General features: G+C 64.5%; 19 protein-coding genes, 1 tRNA gene and 2 pseudogenes. 13 read left to right on the top strand and 9 right to left on the bottom strand.

Translation table 11 applies throughout. The features are described from left to right. Positions 1-204: 204 nt before the first annotated feature. On the bottom strand, positions 205-1416 hold the full coding sequence (locus FOS14_RS10340; RefSeq protein WP_143770225.1) for a CdaR family transcriptional regulator: 1212 nt from the start codon (positions 1414-1416) through the stop codon (positions 205-207). Between the two features lie 239 nt (positions 1417-1655). Between FOS14_RS10340 and FOS14_RS10335 the strand changes: the two genes are divergently transcribed. The 6 genes and pseudogenes from FOS14_RS10335 (at position 1656) to FOS14_RS10310 (ending at position 7892) form a co-directional block, all read left to right on the top strand. Further along, complete coding sequence (locus FOS14_RS10335) at positions 1656-3371, top strand: aldehyde dehydrogenase family protein (protein ID WP_143770223.1); 1716 nt, start codon at positions 1656-1658, stop codon at positions 3369-3371. Positions 3372-3418: 47 nt separating this feature from the next. Beyond that, entirely contained in the window at positions 3419-4993 is a 1575-nt protein-coding gene (locus tag FOS14_RS10330) for a GMC family oxidoreductase (RefSeq protein WP_143770222.1), read from the top strand. 49 nt (positions 4994-5042) lie between these two features. Next, positions 5043-6206 (top strand): CdaR family transcriptional regulator, encoded by a 1164-nt coding sequence (locus tag FOS14_RS10325; RefSeq protein ID WP_143770220.1) that lies wholly within the window; start codon positions 5043-5045, stop codon positions 6204-6206. A gap of 10 nt (positions 6207-6216) precedes the next feature. Further along, positions 6217-7029: a thymidylate synthase gene (locus tag FOS14_RS10320; protein ID WP_255450227.1), complete on the top strand. Its 813-nt coding sequence runs from the start codon at positions 6217-6219 to the stop codon at positions 7027-7029. Further along, a pseudogene (locus tag FOS14_RS10315) lies at positions 7030-7494 on the top strand (dihydrofolate reductase); the annotation flags it as partial. It lies immediately after the preceding gene. Between the two features lie 71 nt (positions 7495-7565). Beyond that, positions 7566-7892: a cupin domain-containing protein gene (locus FOS14_RS10310; protein WP_143770218.1), complete on the top strand. Its 327-nt coding sequence runs from the start codon at positions 7566-7568 to the stop codon at positions 7890-7892. 17 nt (positions 7893-7909) lie between these two features. Here FOS14_RS10310 and FOS14_RS10305 read toward each other — a convergent pair whose 3' ends face one another. Beyond that, positions 7910-8950 carry an LLM class F420-dependent oxidoreductase gene (locus FOS14_RS10305; RefSeq protein ID WP_143770217.1) on the bottom strand — a complete coding sequence of 347 codons (1041 nt, stop codon included), beginning with the start codon at positions 8948-8950 and terminating at the stop codon, positions 7910-7912. Positions 8951-9060: 110 nt separating this feature from the next. Between FOS14_RS10305 and FOS14_RS10300 the strand changes: the two genes are divergently transcribed. The 3 genes from FOS14_RS10300 to FOS14_RS10290 are packed head-to-tail and all read left to right on the top strand — an operon-like array spanning position 9061 to position 11398. After that, positions 9061-10077, top strand: a complete 1017-nt coding sequence (locus FOS14_RS10300) for a Dyp-type peroxidase (protein ID WP_143770216.1) — start codon at positions 9061-9063, stop codon at positions 10075-10077. Continuing rightward, positions 10074-10874, top strand: coding sequence for a family 1 encapsulin nanocompartment shell protein (locus FOS14_RS10295; RefSeq protein ID WP_143770215.1), 801 nt, complete (start codon positions 10074-10076; stop codon positions 10872-10874). Before FOS14_RS10300 ends, FOS14_RS10295 begins: the two co-directional genes overlap by 4 nt. After that, complete coding sequence (locus FOS14_RS10290; RefSeq protein ID WP_143770214.1) at positions 10871-11398, top strand: PH domain-containing protein; 528 nt, start codon at positions 10871-10873, stop codon at positions 11396-11398. The genes FOS14_RS10295 and FOS14_RS10290 overlap by 4 nt, the downstream gene beginning before the upstream one ends. Before the next feature lie 7 nt (positions 11399-11405). On the opposite strand, the gene FOS14_RS10285 is transcribed toward FOS14_RS10290, so the two are convergent. From FOS14_RS10285 to FOS14_RS10275, 3 genes are read right to left on the bottom strand one after another with little or no spacing between them, the layout of a single operon-like run. Next, complete coding sequence (locus FOS14_RS10285) at positions 11406-12164, bottom strand: SDR family oxidoreductase (protein ID WP_143770213.1); 759 nt, start codon at positions 12162-12164, stop codon at positions 11406-11408. Between the two features lie 16 nt (positions 12165-12180). After that, positions 12181-13440 carry an acyl-CoA dehydrogenase family protein gene (locus FOS14_RS10280; protein WP_143770212.1) on the bottom strand — a complete coding sequence of 420 codons (1260 nt, stop codon included), beginning with the start codon at positions 13438-13440 and terminating at the stop codon, positions 12181-12183. 24 nt (positions 13441-13464) lie between these two features. Beyond that, positions 13465-14706 carry a lipase family protein gene (locus FOS14_RS10275; protein ID WP_143770211.1) on the bottom strand — a complete coding sequence of 414 codons (1242 nt, stop codon included), beginning with the start codon at positions 14704-14706 and terminating at the stop codon, positions 13465-13467. Positions 14707-15081: 375 nt separating this feature from the next. Here FOS14_RS10275 and FOS14_RS10270 point away from each other — a divergent pair. Both FOS14_RS10270 and FOS14_RS10265 read left to right on the top strand, forming a co-directional pair. Beyond that, positions 15082-15157 (top strand) — tRNA-Arg (locus FOS14_RS10270). Between the two features lie 53 nt (positions 15158-15210). Beyond that, complete coding sequence (locus FOS14_RS10265; RefSeq protein WP_143770210.1) at positions 15211-16104, top strand: SAM-dependent methyltransferase; 894 nt, start codon at positions 15211-15213, stop codon at positions 16102-16104. Positions 16105-16115: 11 nt separating this feature from the next. Here FOS14_RS10265 and FOS14_RS10260 read toward each other — a convergent pair whose 3' ends face one another. Next, on the bottom strand, positions 16116-16712 hold the full coding sequence (locus tag FOS14_RS10260) for a DJ-1/PfpI family protein (RefSeq protein WP_143770209.1): 597 nt from the start codon (positions 16710-16712) through the stop codon (positions 16116-16118). A gap of 20 nt (positions 16713-16732) precedes the next feature. Next, a pseudogene (locus FOS14_RS10255) lies at positions 16733-17170 on the bottom strand (HugZ family protein); the annotation flags it as partial. Between the two features lie 62 nt (positions 17171-17232). On the opposite strand from FOS14_RS10255, the gene FOS14_RS10250 reads away from it, so the two are divergent. Continuing rightward, positions 17233-18477: a hypothetical protein gene (locus tag FOS14_RS10250; RefSeq protein ID WP_143770207.1), complete on the top strand. Its 1245-nt coding sequence runs from the start codon at positions 17233-17235 to the stop codon at positions 18475-18477. Between the two features lie 6 nt (positions 18478-18483). Here the strand turns inward: FOS14_RS10250 and FOS14_RS10245 are convergent, their stop codons facing one another. Then, entirely contained in the window at positions 18484-19332 is an 849-nt protein-coding gene (locus tag FOS14_RS10245) for an alpha/beta hydrolase (protein WP_185981710.1), read from the bottom strand. Positions 19333-19518: 186 nt separating this feature from the next. On the opposite strand from FOS14_RS10245, the gene FOS14_RS10240 reads away from it, so the two are divergent. After that, the gene (locus FOS14_RS10240) at positions 19519-20322 is read left to right on the top strand and encodes a metallophosphoesterase (protein WP_143770205.1); all 804 of its coding nucleotides are present in this window, start codon (positions 19519-19521) and stop codon (positions 20320-20322) included. Between the two features lie 92 nt (positions 20323-20414). On the opposite strand, the gene FOS14_RS10235 is transcribed toward FOS14_RS10240, so the two are convergent. Further along, on the bottom strand, positions 20415-21326 hold the full coding sequence (locus tag FOS14_RS10235) for a type IV toxin-antitoxin system AbiEi family antitoxin domain-containing protein (protein ID WP_255450226.1): 912 nt from the start codon (positions 21324-21326) through the stop codon (positions 20415-20417). Between the last annotated feature and the right edge of the window lie 140 nt (positions 21327-21466).

The raw sequence follows: 21466 nt of genomic DNA, 5'->3' as shown, positions 1-21466 counted from the left end.
ACCTCGTGCTTTCTGTTGTGGGTGTGTCGATTTCGCGGCTCCGGACGGATGTCGTCACTCGTCGCGACGACCTCCGACGTTGCGCTTGCTTGGCTACCTTCCATGGTGGTGCCGGTCGCGGCGGTTGGCGATAGCACCGAGAACAACGGCGGCTAGTTCTCGGTGTGAGCCGACACAACGGGGTCGGAACTGTGATCTCCGACGCTATGCGGATTCCCCTGTTCCGGTTGGCGCAGCGCCGAGCAGCGCAACGGCCTGCAACGCCAGGTGTAGGTCCGCCGATTGCGCGGGGTCGGCGGTGTCGCGGCCGGTCAGATCGCGAATTTTGCGGAGGCGGTAGCGCACCGTATTTCGATGGCAATGCAGCAGGTCAGCCACCGCCGCGGCTGATCCGCCACAGCGGTACCACGCCTCCAGAACGGCAAGCAGCTCGACGCGCTCGACATCTGGCAGTCGTAGCACCGGCCCCAGGATTTGGGTGGCAGCGCGGCGGCCGGCGTCAGGCAACGCGACCAGCAAATGAGCGACCGGGTCCGCCCCGAAACGCAGTGCCGTCCGCGAACCTTGGCGGACGCTCTGCGCCGCAATGCGGGCTTCGACGACGGCGGCCGGTATCGCCGTGTAGCTGACGAAGCTCGCACTGAGACCGATTCGGCCGGCAACGAGCTCCGGCAGCCTCGCGGTGGCGCGCTCGAGCGCTGACTGCGCTGAGAACGCCAACAATCCGGCGTGCGCGTCGATCTGCGCATCCCACACCGAATGCACCCCAATGTCTTTCAATGCGTGCACCAAATTGCCCGGCAGCGCAGCACCGGGATCGGCCGGCTCGATGACCACGACCGCGAACGGGCCCTTCTCGGGCAGGCCCAGAGTGCGCAGCGCGGTAAGCACCCTGACCGGATTGCTCGAGTTGTCATCGAAAAGCGAACGAATCAATCGGTTTTGCGATTGTGCGTCTGCATGCACGAGCAGGATCTCGGTGTCGCGATATGCCTCCACGGCGGCATCGGAGAAGGTGTCGATGAGTTCCCACAGCGTCGTCGCAAGTTCGTGCAGTTGCGGGTCGCCCGGCCCGGAGGATCTTTCGGTGAGCCATTCCCAAATCAACCTGCCGCCGACGCGGTAGGCGTGCAGCAGGGCGGCGATTGGAATTCCGCGCTCGGCCTTGAGTCGTCCGACAGCCCGCGCCGGTCGCAGCAGTGGCGGTTGGGCACCGGTGAGCGCTCGGATTATCTCGGTGAGGTTGTGCAGACACGCTTCGCGGAGCTCCTCGACAGTCAACAGCCCGGGATCGGCATAGGAGCTGTCGGCATCAGTGATCCGGATGATCAGCTCGTCGGTCAGCGCCTCGACACTGTCGAGCAGGTTTGCGGCCAGCGGGTAGCGGGCACCAGCTAAGGACGATGCGGCGGTCACTTGCCCAGCCTATCGACCGGATGTGACCCACGCCACTATAAGTTTGTGCGTGCGCACAATGCGATGACGGATCCATCTCAGGCCCGCCCCGTATCCACTAGTGCTTCAGCACAATTGCAAGCCGGTAGATCCGCTACCGCGGCACATGGTTCGCGCAGCGCTGGCACGCGCACACTCATATCAGCAGCGTTTGCGGACTCCCGTCCGCGGCGGATCGTCGAGAATCCGGAGGATCGCAAGTGGTTACCAAAAAGGCGCCGGCAGCGCATGCTGCGGTGGATGCCGCACTGTCCGACCTCGCCGAAGGAGAGCAGCGGTGGGCCGCGCTCGGGCTGCCGGAGCGGCGCGAGCTGCTGGATCGGGTGCGCGAACTCACCCGAGAGCATGCGCAGGAGTGGGTGGACGCCGCCGTCGGAATCAAGGGTCTGCAAGGCTCGTCGCAACTCGCCGGTGAGGAATGGATCTCGGGACCATATGTGATGGCCGCCAGTCTGGCCGCCCTCTCCGAAACCCTCGAGGCCATCGACCGTGGGCGGAGCCCGTTGGACAACGCCTCCTTCGGCACTGCCAGCGACCGGGTCACCATCGACGTGCTGCCGACCGGGCCGTTCGATGCCCTGCTGCTCAATGGATTCAGCGCCAAGGTGTGGCTGCAACGTGGCGTCGACAGCGCCGCCGCAAAAGCAAGTGCCGGCCTCGCTCAACTCAATCCGGCCCGCACCAACGGCATCGGCGCGGTCCTGGGCGCCGGCAACATCACCTCGATCGCCCCGCTGGACACTCTCTACGAGTTGATTGCGCACAACCGGGTGGTCGCGCTCAAGCTCAACCCCATCACCGACCCGCTACTGCCGGTTTTCAGCAAGATCCTGGCCCCGCTGATCGAGCTGGGCGCGGTCCGGCTGCTCACCGGCGACGCCGAGGTCGGTGGCTATCTGGTCAACCATGATCTCGTCGCGCATGTGCACATGACGGGCAGCGCCAGGACACACGACGCGATCGTATGGGGGACCGGCGCAGAAGCCGAAGAGCGCAAACAGAACGGAGCGCCGAAGCTGAGCAAGCCGGTAACCAGCGAGCTCGGCGGAGTATCGCCGACAATCGTGCTGCCCGGGCAGTGGAGCGCGGCGGACATCGCGTTTCAGGCCGAGCATGTTGCCACTCAGCGGCTGCACAACGGCGGCTACAACTGCGTGGCCGCACAGGCCTTGATCGTCTCCTCGGACTGGCCTCAGAAGGATCAATTCCTGACAGCCCTGCGCTCGGCCATGGCCAATGCGCCGGGCCGACGCGCGTACTACCCGGGCAGCGACGACCGCGTCGCGCAGGCCAGCACCGCCTATCCACACGCCGAGCGCCTCGGACCGGCGGGCGAGCGACTCCTGGTCACCGGCGTCGAACCGCGCGCGGACGAGCCGATTCTGTCCGGCGAGTACTTCGCTCCAGTCCTGGGCGTGGTCGAGATCTCCGGCGACGGGGCCGAGTTCGCCGCGGCAGCAGCCCGCACCGCCAACGAGACGTTCACCGGAACCCTCGGCGTAAACGTCATCGCCAAACCGGCCACCATCTCCGAACTCGGCGCCGCGTTTGATCAGCTGGTCGAGGATTTGCGCTACGGCACAATCGCCATCAACGCCTGGACCGGCGTGGGTTACCTGACGCCGACAGCATCGTGGGGCGCGTTCCCGGGCCACACCATCGCCGACGTGCAAAGCGGAATCGGCGTGGTGCACAACGCGTGGTTGATCGACCGCGTGGAACGCACTGTCGTGCGCGGCCCGTTCCGACCGGCGCCGCGCTCGCTGCTACACGGTGAGTTCGCGCTCTCACCGAAGCCGCCGTGGTTCGTCGATAACAAGACGGCCGCCAAAACCGGCAAGCTGCTCACGGCATTCGCCGCGGACCCGAAATGGACCCGGCTACCCAAGATCTTCGCGTCGGCCCTGCGTGGCTGAACCGATTGCAATATCTGCTGATTCACTTCGACCACTCAGGAACAACTATGACTACTTTTGACTACATCGTCGTCGGGGCGGGATCGGGCGGCGCAGTCGTCGCGGGCCGGCTCTCCGAGAATTCGTCCGCACGAGTCCTGCTCATCGAGGCCGGCGGCTCCGGTCGACACCTCAATATCCAAATCCCAGCGGCGTTCTCGAAGCAGTTCAAGACGAAGCACGACTGGGAGTTCTACACCGAACCCGAGCCGCATCTGAACGGCCGCAAGATTTATCAACCCCGCGGCAAGTATCTCGGCGGCTGCAGCGGGATGAACGCGATGATCTACATCCGCGGTAACCGCGCCGACTATGACGGATGGGCGAAGGCGGGCGCGGTCGGTTGGTCCTACGACGAGGTGCTGCCCTTGTTCAAACGGTCCGAACATAACTCCCGGGGCGCCAACGACTTTCACGGATCCACCGGTCCCCTGTACATCGAAGATCCGAGGTCGCCGAACGAACTCAGTCAGCGACTGGTGGAGGCGATGGCCGCGACCGGTCTGCCCCGCAACGACGATTTCAACGGCTCCGACCAACTCGGCGCCGGCCTCTACCAGCTCACCCAGCACCGCGGGCAACGCTGGACCACCGCCGACGGATACGTGAAACCCGCCCGCAAGCGGGACAACTTCACGGTGTGGACGGACACGTTCGTGCGTCGGCTGCAATTGGACGGAGACCGCGTCACCGGCGTGGAAGTCGAACGCGACGGCAAGCGGGAGGTGGTGCGCGCCGACCGAGAGGTGATCCTCGCCGCCGGAGCACTCAACACGCCGCAGCTGTTGATGCTGTCCGGGATCGGACCCGCCGATCACCTTCGCGAGCACAACATTGCGGTGGTCGTGGACAATCCCAACGTCGGTAGCCACCTCATGGACCACCCGATGTACCTGGTCAACTACGAAACGACCGCCAAGGGCACCCTGGCCGGTGCCGAAAACCCGGTGCAATTGCTCAACTATGTGTTGCGCCGGCGGGGTCTGCTCACCTCCAATATCGGTGAGGCCGGCGCCTTCTTCCATACCCGCGCCGGCGATGACGCGCCGTATATGCAGTTCATCGCCGCACCGGGCTATTTCTGGGAGCACGGATTTGGCAAGCACGCGAAACCGGCATTCGCGATCGGCTGCTCGATGGTGGGCGCGCAAAGCACCGGGCAGGTCCGGTTGCGCAGTGCCGACCCGAAGGACAAGGCCGCGGTCACCTTCAACTACTTTGCCGAATCCGATGACATGGAGGCGATGGTGACGGGCATCGAGCGCGCCCGCGAGGTCGCTGCGGCGGGTCCACTCGCGGAGTTCCTCGGCGACGAGATCCATCCGGGACCAAAGGTGAGCATCCGGGCAGGCATCGAAGAGGAAGTGCGCCGCAACGTCGAACACACCTACCACCCCAGTTGCACCGCGCGTATCGGCACGGACAGCGACGGAGTGGTGGACCCGGAGTTGCGCGTGCACGGCGTCCGCGGACTGCGGGTGGCCGACGCGTCGGTGTTTCCGACCATCCCGCACGGCAATACCCACGCCCCAACCGTCATGGTCGGGGAGAAAGCGGCCGCCATGATCGCCGGGAGCAGCTGAGATCGGCAGTCGGGGGTGCGCAGCAGCCGGCCGGCTCTAGTGTTTGACCATGAGCGCAGTGGAGTTGAGCCGGCTGATGCTGGCTCGTATCGGCGAACTCGGCGACGCGGTGACCGACGCCATCGCCCGCGAGGTCGATTTCTACGGTTCCAGCGGCGTCGTGACTCTCGATGATCTGCGCGAGAGCTGTTTGGCTAACACCACTTTCGTCATTCGTTCCTTAGCTGGCGATACCGATCTCGACGTGGCGCCCGCCGAAGAGACGGGCGCCGCACGGGCGGTCGCCGGTGTCCCGTTGACCGCCGTGATGTCGGCGTACCGGGTCGGGTTCCGGGTGATGTGGGAAGAAACCGTGACTGCGGCACGCCAGTCGGGGATGCGCGCAGAAGCCATCCTCGACACGACCGCACAGATCCTGCAGGCGCACGAAACCTTCACACAGGCAATGGCGGGCGCGTATCGGGATCAGCTGACCGTGCAAATGCTGCAACGCGAGGAGGAGCGCTCGGCGCTGGTCGAGGCGCTGTTGTTCCGCCGGATCACCGATACCCAGAACCTCTGGGATGCGGCAGATTTGTTGCGCTTGCCAGTCGCCGGGCCGTTCGTCGTGGTCGCCGCGCAGGTTCCGGCGATCGGCAAGCTCGGGTTGCCGGAGATCGCCGCCAAGCTTGACGCACACGACATCCGGTCGGCCTGGCGACTGTTGCCGGATCTGCAAGTCGGCATCGTCTACCTGCCGCGGACCGAGTCACGAACGACGCTCATCCGGGTGCTGCGCAGTGCCGCGACCGCACGGGTGGGCATCAGCCCGGACTTCGACAATCTCGGCGATACGGGCGATGCGCTGCGCCTGGCCCGACTGGCCCTGGCCGCCAAGTCGTCGGATCACTCGCTCGTCAGCGTCTTCGAGGACTCTCCCCTCGCCTACGCCGCGGTCAGTTCACCTGAGGTGATGGAACGGATCGGCCGGTCCGTGCTGGGCGGGTTGAACGCATTGCCGGACGAGGAGCGCGCGATTCTGGTGGAGACGTTTCGGGCGTGGCTCGACGCGGGCGGATCGGCGAACGAGACGGCTGCTCGGATCTACGTTCACCCGAACACCGTGCGACACCGCTTGCATCGCATCGAGGAGCACACCGGCCGGTCGCTGTCGCGGCCGAAGGACGTCGCCGAGCTCTGCCTGGCCTTCGAGATTGACCGCCGGCTGCCATAAACTGGCGCCCGTGGCGGCACACACCGAGGCGGACACCCAGTACGAGGACCTGCTGCGGCTGGTCATGGAAACCGGCGCGACCAAGGCGGACCGCACCGGCACCGGCACCCGCGCGGTGTTCGGGCATCAGCTGCGCTACCGGCTCGCCGACGGCTTTCCGCTGATCACCACCAAGCGGGTGCATCTGAAGTCGATCGTCTACGAGCTGCTGTGGTTCCTGCGCGGCGACTCGAACGTGGCGTGGCTGCAGGAAAACGGCGTGACCATCTGGGACGAGTGGGCCGACGAGCAGGGCGAGCTCGGACCGGTCTACGGCGTGCAGTGGCGCAGCTGGCCCACGCCGAGCGGCGAGCACATCGATCAGATCAGTCAGGCGCTCGAGCGGTTGCGTTTCGACCCGGATTCGCGGCGCATCATCGTCTCGGCCTGGAATGTCGCCGAACTCGACAAGATGGCGCTGGCACCGTGCCACGCGTTCTTCCAGTTCTACGTCGCCGACGGCAGGCTTTCCTGCCAGCTCTATCAGCGCAGCGCCGACCTGTTCCTCGGGGTGCCGTTCAACATCGCCAGCTATGCGCTGCTCACGCACATGATGGCCCAGCAGGCGGAGCTCGAGGTCGGCGACTTCATTTGGACCGGCGGCGATTGCCACATATACGACAATCACGTCGCACAGGTGACCGAGCAGCTCTCGCGCGAGCCGTACCGCTTTCCCACGCTGAAGCTACGCAAGGCCAAAACGCTGTTCGATTACACCTTCGATGACGTCGAAATCCTTGACTACCAACATCATCCGGCCATCAAGGCGCCGGTGGCGGTCTGAGTGGTCGGGCTGATCTGGGCCCAGACCAGCGCCGGTGTGATCGGCAACGCGGGTGCCATCCCGTGGTCGCTGCCCGAGGACCTGGCGCACTTTAAGGCGACCACTGTGGGCGGCCCGGTGATCATGGGCCGCAAGACCTGGGATTCGCTGCCGCCGCGGTTTCGGCCGCTGCCCGGGCGCCGCAACATCGTCGTCACCCGCCAAACCGGGTGGCACGGCGCGGGCGCCGAGCGGGTGGGCACGCTCGAGAACGCGATCGAACTTGCCGGCACCGACGCTTGGGTCATCGGTGGGGCCGAAATCTATCGAGCCGCAATGCCGTTTGCCCAGATACTGGTGGTCACCGAGATCGACGCCGATCTCGCCGGTGACGCCTTCGCACCCACGATCGGGCCTGCGTGGATCGCCTCGCACGGACCCTGGCAGGTGGCTGCCGACGGGTTGCGATACCGATTTAGCACCTACCGGCAAATTGACGGCGATGGTCGGTCATACTCCAAGGGCAAGACCTTTCCCCCAGCCCAAGGAGAGGCTTCATGGACAAGAAATCGCTGACCGCAGTCGCTCGTCAACAACTCAAGCTCGCCGGCTCGGCATCGAGCGGACGCAGCTCACAAACGATCTACGGCGGCCATTCCCGCAGCCTGCGGCAGACGGTGGTCGGATTGAGCGCGGGCAAGAGCCTAGCCGAGCACGACAATCAGGGCGAGGCGACGCTGCTGGTGCTGAGCGGAAAGTTGCAGTTGGTCAGCGGGTCGAACACCTGGAAGGGCTCGACCGGCGATCTGCTGGTGGTGCCCAACGCGCGGCACAGTGTCGAGGCGCTGGAGGACGTGGCGTTCCTGTTGACGGTCGCGAAATAAGAAGTAATAAGAAGTAATTAGTCGACCAACTCGCGCAGCTGCTCGATGAGCCGCACCCGGCCCGCAGCGTCCGCCGCCAGCGGCACCACGTTGAGCGTCGTCGCGCCCGACTCCGCGAACGCCGCTACGCGCTCGCGCACGTAGCTCGCCGGTCCGATCAACGACACCGATCGCACCAGTTCATCGGGCACGGCTTGGGCCGCTTCCTCTTTCTTGCCATCGAGGTAGAGGTCCTGAATCCGGTGCGCGGCCTCCTCGAACCCGTACCGGCAGGCAAGCTGGAAATAGAAGTTCTTGCTGCGCGCGCCCATGCCGCCGATGTAGAGCGCGAGATGCGGCTTGACCCACTCGAGCAGCGGTTCGACGTCGTCGCCGATGGCCAGCGACGGGCCCGCGTAGACCTCGAGCGGCCCGAGCGCGGGATCACGCTTGGCGCGGCCCGCATCGAGCGATTCCCCCCAGACCTCCTTGGCCTTCTCCGGGTAGTAGAAGATCGGCTGCCACCCTTCGGCGATCTCGGCGGCCAGTGCCACATTCTTTGGCCCGAGCGCCGCCAGCAGCACCGGAATGCGCTCGCGCACCGGGTGATTGATGAGTTTCAGTGGCTTGCCCAGCCCAGTGCCGCGGTCTGCAGGCAACGGCAACTGGTAATAGCGGCCGTCGTAGATCACGGGCTCGCGCCGCCACACCATGCGACAGATTTCGACCACCTCGCGGGTACGGCCGATCGGGGCGTCGTAGGCAACGCCGTGAAATCCCTCGATGACCTGTGGGCCGGACGCGCCGAGCCCGAGGATGAACCGACCGTCGGAGACGTAATCAATCCCGGCCGCAGACATCGCCGTCAACGTTGGGGTGCGGGTGTAGAGTTGCATGATTCCCGACGCCAACTTGATCGTGTTGGTCTTAGCGGCAAGGTAACCGAGCGCACTGACCGCATCGAAGGAGTACGCCTCGGGGACGAAAACGATGTCGGCGCCCGCCCGTTCCAGGTCGGCGACCTCGGCCGCCACCTCTTTGAAGCCACCCGCGTAGTTGATGCCCAGCCCGATCTGCATCACCTCACGGTAGACCGGTTTTATAGGACGTCCTAGATGTGATCGTGATTTGTGACCACCACCACTGACTAGGATCGATCAAGATTGGCTAGTGCTCTAGTGTGAAGACCATGGGCGAACCGCAGCCGATCCTCAATCCGCTCACCCCTGCCGCAATCTTCCTGGTCTTCACCATCGATGACGGCGGCGAGGACACCACCCGGGCACTTCTCGAAGATGTCGCGGGACTGCAACGCGCCGTGGGGTTTCGGTCTCCGGACGGCCATCTTGCTTGCGTGACGAGCATCGGGTCAGCGGCCTGGGATCGACTTTTCTCCGGGCCGCGTCCTGCGGAATTGCATGAGTTCGAAGCACTTTCGGGCAATCGCCATTCGGCGCCGTCAACTCCTGGCGACTTGTTGTTCCACATTCGCGCCAATACGCCGGATCTGTGTTTCGAGCTGGCCAGCAAGATTGCGGAACGCCTCGACGGGGCCGCCACGATTGTCGATGAGACTCAAGGATTTAGGTATTTCGAACAACGCGACCTACTCGGGTTCGTTGATGGCACCGAAAATCCCACGGGCTGGGCGGCGGCGGACCAAACTCTGGTTGGCGATGAGGATCCCGAATTCAGCGGCGGCAGTTACGTGATCGTGCAGAAGTACCTCCACGACCTGACCGACTGGAACTCGATCTCCGTCGAGGAGCAGGAGCGGGTTATCGGACGGGGCAAGCTGGATGACATCGAGATACCCGATGACCGCAAGCCGGCGGATTCACATGTCGCGATGACCACGATCGAGGATCCGGACGGAACGCAGCACCAGATCACCCGGCACAACATGCCCTTCGGCAGCCAGAAAGAAAAAGAGTTCGGGACGTACTTCATCGGTTACGCCAAAACGCCGACGGTGACCGAGAAGATGCTGCAGCGCATGTTCCTCGGCGCGGGCCCGGCGCACCACGACCGGATCTTGGACTTCTCGACCGCGATCACCGGCTCGCTGTTTTTCTCGCCGCCACTCGAGTTTCTCGATGACCTGCCGCCACCGCCAGGCACCGCGGCGGTTGCAGACGCCCCCACAACCGCATCCAGCGACGGATCGTTGAACATAGGCAGCCTCAGAAGGAGCAACCACCGATGAACAACCTCTACCGGGACCTCGCACCGATCACGGACGCGGCGTGGGAATCGATCGAAGAAGAAGCCACGCGAACCTTCAAGCGGCACATCGCCGGCCGCCGGGTGGTCGACGTGTCCGGTCCGCACGGCACAGACTTCTCGGGGGTCGGCCTGGGTCGCACGAAGCAGATCGAGGCTCCCGGCGACGGTGTGCAGGCGCGTCAGCGCCAGGTGGCGCCGCTGGTCGAGTTGCGTGTTCCGTTCACGTTGTCGCGCACCGAAATCGACGATGTCGACCGGGGCGCGCAGGACCCCGACTGGGACCCGGTCAAGGACGCCGCGCGCAAGATCGCGTTCGCGGAGGACCGTGCAATCTTCGAAGGTTACGCGGCGGCCGGTATCGAAGGCATCCGCGCTGCTACCTCGAACGCGCCGGTAGCGGTGCCGAGCGACATCCGCCTGGTCCCGGAAGCCATCAGCCAGGCGCTGAGCGAACTGCGACTGGCTGGCGTCGGCGGCCCGTACTCGGTGCTGCTCAGCGCCGACCTGTACACCGAGGTCAGCGAGACATCCGACCACGGTTACCCGATCCGGGAGCACATCAGGCGGCTGATCGAGGGCGACATCATCTGGGCACCCGCCATCGACGGCGCATTCGTGCTGAGCACCCGCGGCGGTGATTACGACCTGCAGATCGGTCAGGACCTGTCGATCGGCTACCTGTCGCACGACGCCGAGACCGTTCAGTTGTACTTCCAGGAGTCGCTGACCTTCCTGGTGTACACCGCCGAATCAGCGGTGGCGCTCGGCTCAGCGTGACGACTGCGCGCGCGGGCGGGGTACCGCGGCAACGTGCGCTGGCATATTCCGCTGTCGCCCTGCTCGTTGCCGTCGTGCTGGCCGTCGCGATCACCGGCATCTTCGGCTGGCGGCGAGTGTTCACGGGGATCGTCGTGGGCGCCGCGATCGGAGCTGCGATCGCAGCGTTCCTGTTCTTGCGTGACCGCATCGAACTGGGCCCCGATGCGGTGGTCGTGCGGACCCCGCTGCACGAGCGCCGGGTGGCATGGGACCAGGTCAGCGGGGCGCGATTGGGCGTAATCGACCGGGACAGTGAGAAATGGCTGCTCGCCCTCGGCGTACCCACCTCGATCAATCCCGACGGTGCGCTGGTACTGCTGGAGATCGATCCGGTTGACTCGCCGCCGGCCAAGGCCTACGACATGGACAAACGCGAACAGCTCAAAGAGCTGTTGCGACTCCTGTCGGAGCGGCGCGTCCGGCTGAACGTGCATCCCGAGATTGCGCTAGCGCTGCGCGAGCACTGGAAGGTCGAGACGTAACCGGACGTCAGAGGAGGCGCTTCAACACCGGCAACGGGCTCACCTTGAGCACTTGGGCCAGCGGTAGCCACGGCAGGTTGGGCACATAGGCGCTCGCTGGCTCCTTCTCGATCGCGTCCACCATTGCCCGGTGTCCCTTCTCGGCGGACGTCAGCAGCGGCGTGTTGCCGGCGCGGGCCGTCATCTCGGACTCGATGTAGCCGGGCAGCAGGGTGGTCACCTTGATGGGAGTGCCGAGCACCGACAACCGAATGCCTTCCGCCAGATGAGCGGCGGCGGCTTTGGACGCGGCGTAGGTGGTGAGGTTGCCGCCGGCGCCTCGCACCGCACTGACGGAGGCGACCACCACCAGGTGGCCGTCGTTGCGCTCCCGGAAGATCTGCATGGCCGCCTCACACTGGGCGAGCAACCCGATGAAATTGGTCTCCGCGGTCTGCTTGTTGGCGGCGAAGTATCCGGTGCCTATCGGTTGCCCCTTACCCAGCCCGGCATTGGCAATGATTCGGTCCAATCCACCGAGCTCCGAATTGGTTTCAGCGAAAACCCGGAATACGGCGTCATGATCGTTGACGTCGAGTTGGCGAACCAGGACCGTGATGTCGGGATGCCGCTCATGCAGTTGCTTGGCAATGGTCTCCAGGTTCTCGACCCGGCGAGCGCAGAGCACCAGGTTGTGGCCCTTGGCCGCGAACAGGCGGGCCATACCCTCACCGAGCCCCGAGCTAGCGCCGGTGATGAGGATGTTGCGCCGGAACTTCTGAGTCATGAATTACCTCTTATACTTACTGTGCTTGATTGCTCGATTTGGGATTCGCTCCGGTCCTCGCTCGTTCCTCGCTGCGATCCTCACTCACCCGCATCTTCGCGAGTTCCAAACGCGCGACAACCCCGAGATGCACCTCGTCCGGGCCGTCGGCAAAGCGTAGCGAGCGCGCACCGGCGAACGCAGCCGCAAGCGGGAAGTCGTCGGTGAGGCCCGCGCCGCCGTGCAACTGGATGGCCATGTCGATCACCTCGAGCGCCATTGACGGCACAGCCGCCTTGATCTGGGACACCTGTGAGAGCGCTCCCGCGATGCCCTGGGTATCCAAAAGCCAAGCGGTGTACAGCACCAGCAGGCGTGCCTGATCGATCGCTATGCGCGCCTTGGCAATCCGTTCCCGGTTGCCGCCGAGGTTGACCAGCGGCTTGCCGAACGCCACCCGCTCGCTCGCGCGTCGACATGCGAGTTCCAAAGCCTTTTCCGCCAAACCGATCAGCCGCATACAGTGATGAATTCGCCCGGGCCCCAACCGGCCCTGCGCGATCTCGAACCCGCGGCCGGGTCCGGCAATGATGTTGCTGGCCGGCACCCGCACATCGGTGAAGCTGACTTCGCCGTACCCGTAGGGCGCGTCGAGGTAGCCGAATACCGGCAGCATGCGTTCGACTTTCACCCCGGGCGTGTCAACCGGCACAATCACCATCGAATGCCGTTGGTGGCGATTCGCTTCTGCATCCGTGACGCCCATGAAAATGATGAAGCGGCAATTCGAGTGCCCGACACCGGTGGAAAACCACTTACGGCCGTTGACGATGACGTCCTCGCCGTCGGGGATCACCGTCGATTCCATATTGGTCGCATCCGACGACGCGACACCCGGCTCCGTCATTCCGAATGCCGAGCGAATCTGCCCGTCCAACAACGGTTTCAGCCACCGTTGTTGTTGTTCTTCGCTGCCGTAGTGCACCAGCACCTCGGCGTTACCGGTGTCCGGTGCGTTGCAGTTGAAGATCTCGGGCGCGATGAACGACCGGCCCATCAGCTCGGCCAGCGGCGCGTACTCGGTGTTGGTCAGCGTGCCGGGCAGAAAAAGGTTCCAAAGCCCTTGGTCGCGAGCCTTGTCCTTCAACTCGTCGATGACCGGCAACACCTGCCATGGATTGTCCGCAGCGAGGAGCTCACGGTGATACTGCGCCTCGATGGGCTCGATCTCGGTGGCGATGAAGTCGCCGACCCGCTGCTGCAATTCCGCGGCGCGGGGCGAGGGCGCGAAGTCCATGAGGCTCCAGCGTAGACCCGCTGGCTAGATGTGCCCGCAATCGCTTGGCGCCGGCACGCCGTTGAAACGATCTTGGATGTAGTTGAGCGCAAACGGCACACCGACGACGGCGGTCGTCATGTGGTCCGGCGTCGGGAACAACATCTGTTGCACCCTGTCACCGGCTGCGCAGTAACGCCGGACCGTGTTCTCGATCGAGTCGACCGGGATCAAAACATCCGTGGGTGAGTGCCATTCGAAGATCGGCGCCTTCGGCACGCCTGAATACAGCTCGAGGCTGTTCTCGTCGCCTACCTCCCACACCATCGGGTCGCTCGTGAGTTTCATGGAACTCGCCAGTTCCGTGACACTGTGACCGATACCCAAGGCCAGCACGTCGTTGGTGCAGCCGTTGGCCATCGCGTCCCGCACGGCAATTCCGCGGGCATTGAGCTGAGAACTCAGCGGGAACCGGTCGGGATACTCGCGTTCCAAGCCGATGGCCGCCGCCATCCCGAGTCCGAACGCCGGGTGCGGGCCGCCTAGCAGCGCCTTGGCCATCTTCGTCAGGTTCATCGGCACGCCGCCCTCAGCGACGCCGACGATGTTGAGTTCCGGCGCGTACGAGGGGGCAAGTGCCGCCGCCCACGCGGTGGCCATGCCGCCACCGGAGTAGCCAGCCATCGCCACCGGGCTCTGCTGCGAGGCAAGCTGCGGAACTCGCTGCACCGCACGGATCCCGTCGAGGGTGATCATGCCGCCCAACTTGGCCGCGCCGTAGGCGGCGGTCGGGCCCAGATGGTCCGGCAACGCCACGGCCCAACCGCGCATCAAGGCGATGTTGAGCGCAGGTGCCTCGCGGATGATGATCGTCGGATCGGTGGAGTACAGCGCGCGCGACGGCTCACACTTGGGGCTGAGGCCATTGATGATGTGCTGATACGACAGCAGCGGGCCGTTCGGCGCATGGTTCGCCGGAATGAGCACGAGCGATGTCGCGGCGATCGGGTGGTTCTCGGAGTTGGTCGACCGGAACTTCACCTCGTACACAGCGGTGCCCGGGAAGATGAGCAACGGTGGCATCGGCCGGAACCCGAGAACGTCGCCCGGTTTGAAGTGGTCCAGATCCGGTGGCTGGGCGTAGAAGGGGTCCGGGTCGGGAATCGGATAGATCGGCCCGGCCGGGTCTGCCGATGCGACTGGCGCAAGCAGGCTCGCCCCTAGAACTAGCGCCACCGACGCGAGGACCGCGCTGAGAGCGGTGCCGACACGCGATGGGAGAGACATGAAAAACTCCTGCCAGTTCTACGGACGTTCGCCTGAGAGATGCGCGGTCACCCGACGCCCTACTGCGAGTCGCCGTCGTACGCAGCGCCGGTCGAGGGCCACGATAGTGATGATCAACTTGTTTCGCGAATTTGCCGGACAGACCTTTATTGAAGAGTCACCGGATGTGTACATGTCGTTTATTCGATCTACACCGGGCTGTGACGATCGAGGACCTGCTCAGTGACGAATTGGTTGCGCTGGCAGTTGGGCGCTCTGGAGTCGGTGTGGTGTTCGTTACAGTGACAGGGCGGGCGTGTCTGACCAACTCTCGCCTTGCCTATCCGCGGGCAGATTTGCGGCGTACCCCTCGCCGCTACACTTGTGCCACCGTCGGCCCCAGTAGCTCAGGGGATAGAGCAACCGCCTCCTAAGCGGTAGGTCGCAGGTTCGAATCCTGCCTGGGGCACCAACTCGCTGTTAACCCCAATTGACGCGCTTACGTGCGTTAGTAGGTTCGTGAGCATGGATGACGCACGACCCAGCCGAACGGCGTTCGCCACTGCTTACGCCCGTGCCTACCATCAAATTGCTGATCAGCCACGAATTTTCACCGATCCGCTGGCGGCACGTCTGCTGGGTGTCACTGTGGATGAGCTGACCGCACTGGGCCGGCCCGGTGTGGAGCGTCCCGATCACGACTTCGGGTCGGACATCCACTTGCTGGCCGCCGTTGATCGACCGCGTCGCCTATTTTTTGCTGCTCGTTCCCGCTTCGCCGAGGATCGCGTGGCCGCCGCCGTTGCCGCTGGAGTTCGGCAGGTCGTGATGCTCGGCGCAGGACTCGATACCTTCGCCTACCGAAACCCGCGTCCCGACCTGCACGTATTCGAGGTCGACCATCCCGCTACCCAAGCGTGGAAACAACAACGCCTTGACGCAGCCGACATCGAACGGCCCGAGCAGCTGACTTTCGTGCCGGTCGACTTCGAAACCGAAGGACTGGCACGAGGATTGGAATCCGCTGGGTTCAGCAGGACCGAACCGGCCATATTCGTGTGGCTCGGTGTCGTGTTCTATCTGACCCCGGACGCCGCTCGCACCACGCTTCAATACATCGCTGGTCAGTGCGAGCCGGTTGAGGTGATCTTCGACTATCTGCAGAAGCCCGGCACCGACGAGGAACGCGGGCAATTGCAGGCACGCGCAACCCGAGCGGCACACGTCGGCGAGGCCTGGTCCAGCTACTTCACACCGGACGAAATCGCCGCAAAGTTGCGCGCGCTCGGCTTCGCTGACATCGACGACCGCTCCGCCACCGAACTCATCGCCGGGTACCTCGACGGATCGGTGGAATTCGACGGTGACCCGCCCCAGGCACTGCGCCCGGTCCGCATCCTGCGGGCCAGCCGCCCGTAGGGACGCCGCGCTCACACCGGCGGCAGCGGATCGTACTGAATGCCCCGCCGCACCTCCCGCGCCCGCTCGACTCCGGCCAGCCGCGACACCAGGTGCAGCGCCATATCGATCCCGGCCGACACTCCCGCCGAGGTGATGACGTCGCCATCATCGACGAACCGGGCCTCCGGTTGGACATCGATCGTCGGATCGAGTTTGGCCAGCAGGTCGAGCGCCGCCCAATGGGTGGTGGCCGGCCGGTTGCGTAGCAGGCCGGCGGCCGCGTACACCAGCGAGCCCGTGCACACGCTCGTCATGAGCTGAGCGTGAGCGCTTTGCTGGCGCACCCACTCCAGATGGTCGTCGTCGCGCACCTGGGCGCGGGTGCCGATCCCTCCCGGATGCAGCAGGACGTCGAGTGCCGGTGCGTCCGCTGACGCGTATTCCGCCTGCAGCACGAGGCCTTTTGCGCACCGCACAACTCCACCGTTCGGCGACAGCGTGGTCACCGCGTAGCCATCGTCGGGGTACGTTCGGGTCCAATACGCGAGCACCTCCCACGGACCGACCGCGTCCAATTCCTCCGCGTCATCGAAAACCAGGATGCCGATGTGCTTTGGGTTACTCATGCGTCCAGCCAACCATCGAGGTACGCATCGGTGCGCACCGATTCCATTCGCCCGTAACCGCCGACCCAGCGCACCCGCTGAATTTCCAACTGCCACAACGTGAAGTCGGGAAAGTCGATGAAAGTCGCCGCCGACGGCGCCGCGGCGAGATAGGACTGTCGCGCGACTTCGACGTCGAGCGGAGTGCGAACCACGCCGGCGAGCGTCACTCGCGACCTTGCCAGGGGGTCGTCGACCGACTCGGTGGACACGATCGACAGGCTGGCGCGCGGGTCGCGCGCAAGGTTGCGGCCATGTTCGGCGAGCTGTGACACGCACAGCACCGGCGCGCCGCCTACCTGTCCGTACGCGATGAACGACGCCCACGGACCACCACTGTCAGTGAGGCTGGCGAGCGTCGCGACATTGGTGCCCGCAACCACCGCTCGCGCCGCCGCGGCCGCATTGTTCACGGTCATGGGAAAAGACTAGTTAACACCGCCAGCCGACGGTTACTGTGAACGCGCGGGAGGGAGTGCACATGCGAGTGCCGCTGCAGCCGATAGCCGTCCGAGCACTGGTACTTCTTTGCGCGACAGTCTGGTTGGTGGCCATACCGCTGCGCGCCCAAGCCGCCCCCGCGGATAGCCCGCTGTGCGCGTGGCGCTTCATGTCCAACGATCAGGTGCTCAATGTTGCGTTCCCCGACTCGAACGCGACCTACTGGGTCCTCCCCTACGCTCTCGGCTCAGGCGACCGGATCGAGCTATCCGGTGATTACCCCGCGGCCCGGTACTTCTCGCTCAATACCTATGGCACTAATTTCGACACCGTCGACACTTTGCGTGACAACCAGATAGTCGCGGATCCCGGTAGTGTCAACCCTTTTGTTATTGGCTCTGCCACTAACGAGTCTCTGCAACAACGTCATTGGCATGCGACTTTGGTTACCGGTCACGCCGATCGCACCCGCAACGAAATTCAGGCACTGCCCGCTGAACAGAACACGCCGGTCGGCTTCCTGATCATCCGCGTCTATGTCCCCACCGATCCGAGGTCGCTGAACGGCGGCGTCGGATTACCGACGGCAACAATGCATGTGGCGGGCGCGACGGTGCAGAGTCAGCCGTGCAATCAGGTGTTCGATCCACAATCGTATTCTGGGCCCGTTGCCGCCGTCGGCGCCGACGCATTCGATCGCGTCATCGGCAACGCCGCCGCTGGAGCATTCCCCGGCAACGTCCCCGAGGCGACATTTGTCAACCCGGCAAGCACATCGGGCCTATTTCCCAACGGCGACAACAGATACATCGGTGCCGGGCTCACCTATCAACCCGGCCGTCTCGTCGTGATCCGCGCGAAGGCGCCGTCGTACCCGGACACGCGCGCCGGCCAGGCGCCGACCAGTCCGACGCAGGTTCGCTACTGGTCGATGTGCCAGAACGACCAGGTTTCGCCGTACCCGGTCGTGGGTTGCGCGGCCGACTTTCAGACGCGTCTCGATGGCGACGGTTACTACACCTATGTGGTTGCCGCGCCGCAGGATCTGCCCGCCACCATTGGGCCCGGCGTCACCGTATTGCCTTGGGGCAGCACGGCGGTCGCAAAGAAGGTCGTGTTCCTGCGCTATATGCTGCCGAGCTCACAGTTCTACCCGAACTCGATTCAGGCGTCGCAGGCCCAGCGCAGCGATCCAGCCGTAACGATGGGCGCCTACTATCCGCATGCAACGTATTGCGACAAGGCCACTTTCGCCTCGGGCGGTGCCACCGCCTGCTTCCGTTGAGCGCTGTCAGACGTGCGAATCGAGCCAATCGACCAGATCGGCCAGCACCGTCTCCCGCTCGGGCTCATTGAAGATCTCGTGGTATAGACCGTCGTACTCGTGGTAGGTCTTGTCCGCCGACGACGCCCGCTCCACCACCATTCGAGCGCCGTTGGGCGAAACGAGTTTGTCCTCGGTGCCGGTCATCACCAGAAGCGGCAGTGTCAGGGACGACAGCTTGGCCTGGACGCTCTCGGCCGCGGTGACACCCTCATAGACGGAGCGCGCGCGCATCTTGTTGTGCACCATGAGCGGATTAGTGCGATGGTATTCGACGATCGCCGGATCGCGGCTCACCAGCGACGAATCAAGCGGCACAAGCGGCAACTTCGGCGCGACACTGGCGATGACCCCGGCGATGCGCTTCTGCACCGGCGACACAACGGAGATGTCCACAGCCGGCGCCGAGAGGATCAACCCGGCGAGCTCACGCGGCCGTGCCGTCACATAGGACAGCGCGATCAAACCACCGGCACTGTGGCCGAGGAGAAAAACGGGAATGTTCGGATGACGCTGCCGCGCAAGCATGATGAGTTGGTCGAGGTCTGCCACCACCTCGTCGAGATGGTTCATGTCGCCCCGGGCACCGTCCGACCGGCCATGGCCTGCGTGGTCGACGGCATAGACTGCGAAGCCTTTGCCCACCAAGGTCTCAGCCACCGCTTCGTAGCGACCGCCGTGCTCGTGCATGCCGTGCGAGATGACGACGACGCCCCGGACCGTCTGCTCATCGTCGGGCAGCCAGGCCTGCCAGAAGATCGACTTTCCGCCGGCCCCGGTGAACTTGCCTTCCATCTGCCCCTCCTGGAGTCGCACGCAAACACCATGTCGCCGCCCGTGGCCGGCACTGGTGACCATACTTGCGGCAATCCCGACGAGGGGCAACGGTCCGGTCGTGGAGTTATCTGCGCCGCACTTCGCGTGCTTCTGGCTTTCGCATGACTAATCCCTGATAGTGATTAACCTAAGGCGCAGCAATCGAACGAGTCGGGAGGCATCCAGGTGGCAATAATTGCCCATCTGAGTGACACCCACATCGACGGTGCGCACAATCGCAGCACAAAGCGGCTGGCGCGAGTAATGACCTACCTCAACCGGTTGCCGGGTCACATCGACGCAATCGTCGTAACCGGTGACGTTGCCGACCACGGCACCGAACTGGAATACCGGGCGGCACGAGACCTCCTGCAGTCCGACATTCCGGTGTTCATGTGTCCAGGAAACCACGACGACCGCAGCAATTTCCGCAAATTCCTCTTCGACGAGGAGGGTGTGGGGCCCATCAATTCTGCGCATGTGGTCGGGAATTGCATTATCGTCCTGTGCGATTCGTCAATTCCCGGCGAGTCGCACGGTGTTCTCGCGCCAGACACCCTGAGCTGGCTGCGCGGCGTTCTCGATGAGGCGCCCAGCGACGCAAACATTCTCATCGGATTGCATCATCCGCCGATTCGATTGTTCAGTCCGATCATCGACCCGATCCGGCTCACCGAGGTCGACGAATTCGCCGAGCTTGTCGGCACCGACGACCGGGTGCGGGCAATATTGTGCGGCCACGCGCACACCTCCGCGGTGACCACGTTCGCGGGCAAGCTGGTGATCGTGGCACCGAGTGTCGCCTCGGTGCTCGGGCCGGAATGGGAGGGCGGCGCAGACGGCGGCACCAACGGCACCCCGACCGTCGATCACGGTCCACTCCCGGCGGTCGCGTTCCATGTGATCGATGAGGACAACCGCCTCACCACCCACTTCCGGACCGTCGCGAAGGGTGTAAACCGCTACTCGCTCGCCCGGCACCGGCACTGACAGCGCTCACCCCCTTTCCCGCTGATCACGATTGACTGGTCGCGTTTCGGCGCCAAAATGCGACCATCTGTTCGGTGTCACGCCGGGGAAGGTCAGGCTGCCGGCAACCGGGCGATCAGGTGGCGCCGGAACCGGGCGACCAATTCATCTGGGCGTCGACGGACGTCGTCAGCCGTGATCGGCACGATCAACCACCCTTGATCCTGTAACCATCCGATCCGCGCCCGATCACGGCGCAGCGCCAACGGCCCGCTATGGAACTCGTCACTGTCATACTCACCGCCGAGAAGCGCTTCTTCCCAACCAAAGTCGAGAAAGTAGCGGGCATACCCGGAGCGGTCGAGAATGGGCAGCTGCAATGTCGGCCGCGGCAATCCTGCGTCAAGAAGGACGAGGCGAGCCTCGGATTCCATCGGCGAGTCGGCCCCGCCATCGGCAACTTCGATGAGTTCTCGAACGTGGCAAATGCCGCGCCGACCGGATTGCTCGTCCGCTGCGATGCGCAGGTCGACAAGAGTGCATGCCCCCACATGCAAGGCGGCGTCGAGTGTCGCCAGCGAGCGTGGGCGCGGCAGCTCGCGGGCGACCTCGACTGCTGTCCACGCCGGTGCCGTCACCAGCCGACCCTCTACATTCACCAGCGGAGCGCCGAGTCGCTGGTGAACGACCAGTCCACCGTATCCGTGTACGTGGCGATTGCGCGGATCGAGAATGTGGATCGCCGACGTCCGCTCCGTATCGAATCCATGAATGCCGGCGGCTGTACCGAGAGCCGGGACGACAGGTACGCCGTAGAGCACATCCAGTCCCGCCAGCTTGGTCGCGACGGTCGGTTCACATCGGCAATAGAGCCCATGCCACAGCGGCGTCAACTTCCCCTGCCGAACCAGGCGCCGCAGCACACTACGGGATACGACGGCGGTGAGCTGCGCTGTGGTCAACACGTCGCCGTGCGCGTCGAACAACAACGACAGTTGCGGGGGCAGCGGGATATTTTTCGGCACAGCCGAATACTGGTGCGCCCGCAGTTCCAGGAAAACCCGTCAAATCGGAATCTGTGGATAACTCGCGCTTGTGGATAGCCGACCCCGAACAAATGGTCGCTGTAAGGCCCCGAAACTCGACCATTCAATCGTGATCACCG

Source organism: Skermania sp. ID1734 (assembly GCF_007489285.1).
In the GTDB taxonomy this organism is placed as follows: Bacteria; Actinomycetota; Actinomycetes; order Mycobacteriales; family Mycobacteriaceae; genus ID1734.
Note: the sequence above shows the minus strand (reverse complement) of the source record. Positions and strands in the feature narration are given on the sequence as shown.

What these genes read in the sequence shown, in the direction of transcription:
- FOS14_RS10260 (WP_143770209.1), bottom strand. Translation starts at nt 16,712, where the DNA reads ATGAGTAACCCAAAGCACATCGGCATCCTGGTTTTCGATGACGCGGAG.
- FOS14_RS10305 (WP_143770217.1), bottom strand. Translation starts at nt 8,950, where the DNA reads ATGCAGATCGGGCTGGGCATCAACTACGCGGGTGGCTTCAAAGAGGTG.
- FOS14_RS10325 (WP_143770220.1), top strand. Translation starts at nt 5,043, where the DNA reads ATGAGCGCAGTGGAGTTGAGCCGGCTGATGCTGGCTCGTATCGGCGAA.
- FOS14_RS10285 (WP_143770213.1), bottom strand. Translation starts at nt 12,164, where the DNA reads ATGACTCAGAAGTTCCGGCGCAACATCCTCATCACCGGCGCTAGCTCG.
- FOS14_RS10265 (WP_143770210.1), top strand. Translation starts at nt 15,211, where the DNA reads ATGGATGACGCACGACCCAGCCGAACGGCGTTCGCCACTGCTTACGCC.
- FOS14_RS10295 (WP_143770215.1), top strand. Translation starts at nt 10,074, where the DNA reads ATGAACAACCTCTACCGGGACCTCGCACCGATCACGGACGCGGCGTGG.
- FOS14_RS10250 (WP_143770207.1), top strand. Translation starts at nt 17,233, where the DNA reads ATGCGAGTGCCGCTGCAGCCGATAGCCGTCCGAGCACTGGTACTTCTT.
- FOS14_RS10300 (WP_143770216.1), top strand. Translation starts at nt 9,061, where the DNA reads ATGGGCGAACCGCAGCCGATCCTCAATCCGCTCACCCCTGCCGCAATC.
- FOS14_RS10280 (WP_143770212.1), bottom strand. Translation starts at nt 13,440, where the DNA reads ATGGACTTCGCGCCCTCGCCCCGCGCCGCGGAATTGCAGCAGCGGGTC.
- FOS14_RS10310 (WP_143770218.1), top strand. Translation starts at nt 7,566, where the DNA reads ATGGACAAGAAATCGCTGACCGCAGTCGCTCGTCAACAACTCAAGCTC.
- FOS14_RS10330 (WP_143770222.1), top strand. Translation starts at nt 3,419, where the DNA reads ATGACTACTTTTGACTACATCGTCGTCGGGGCGGGATCGGGCGGCGCA.
- FOS14_RS10275 (WP_143770211.1), bottom strand. Translation starts at nt 14,706, where the DNA reads ATGTCTCTCCCATCGCGTGTCGGCACCGCTCTCAGCGCGGTCCTCGCG.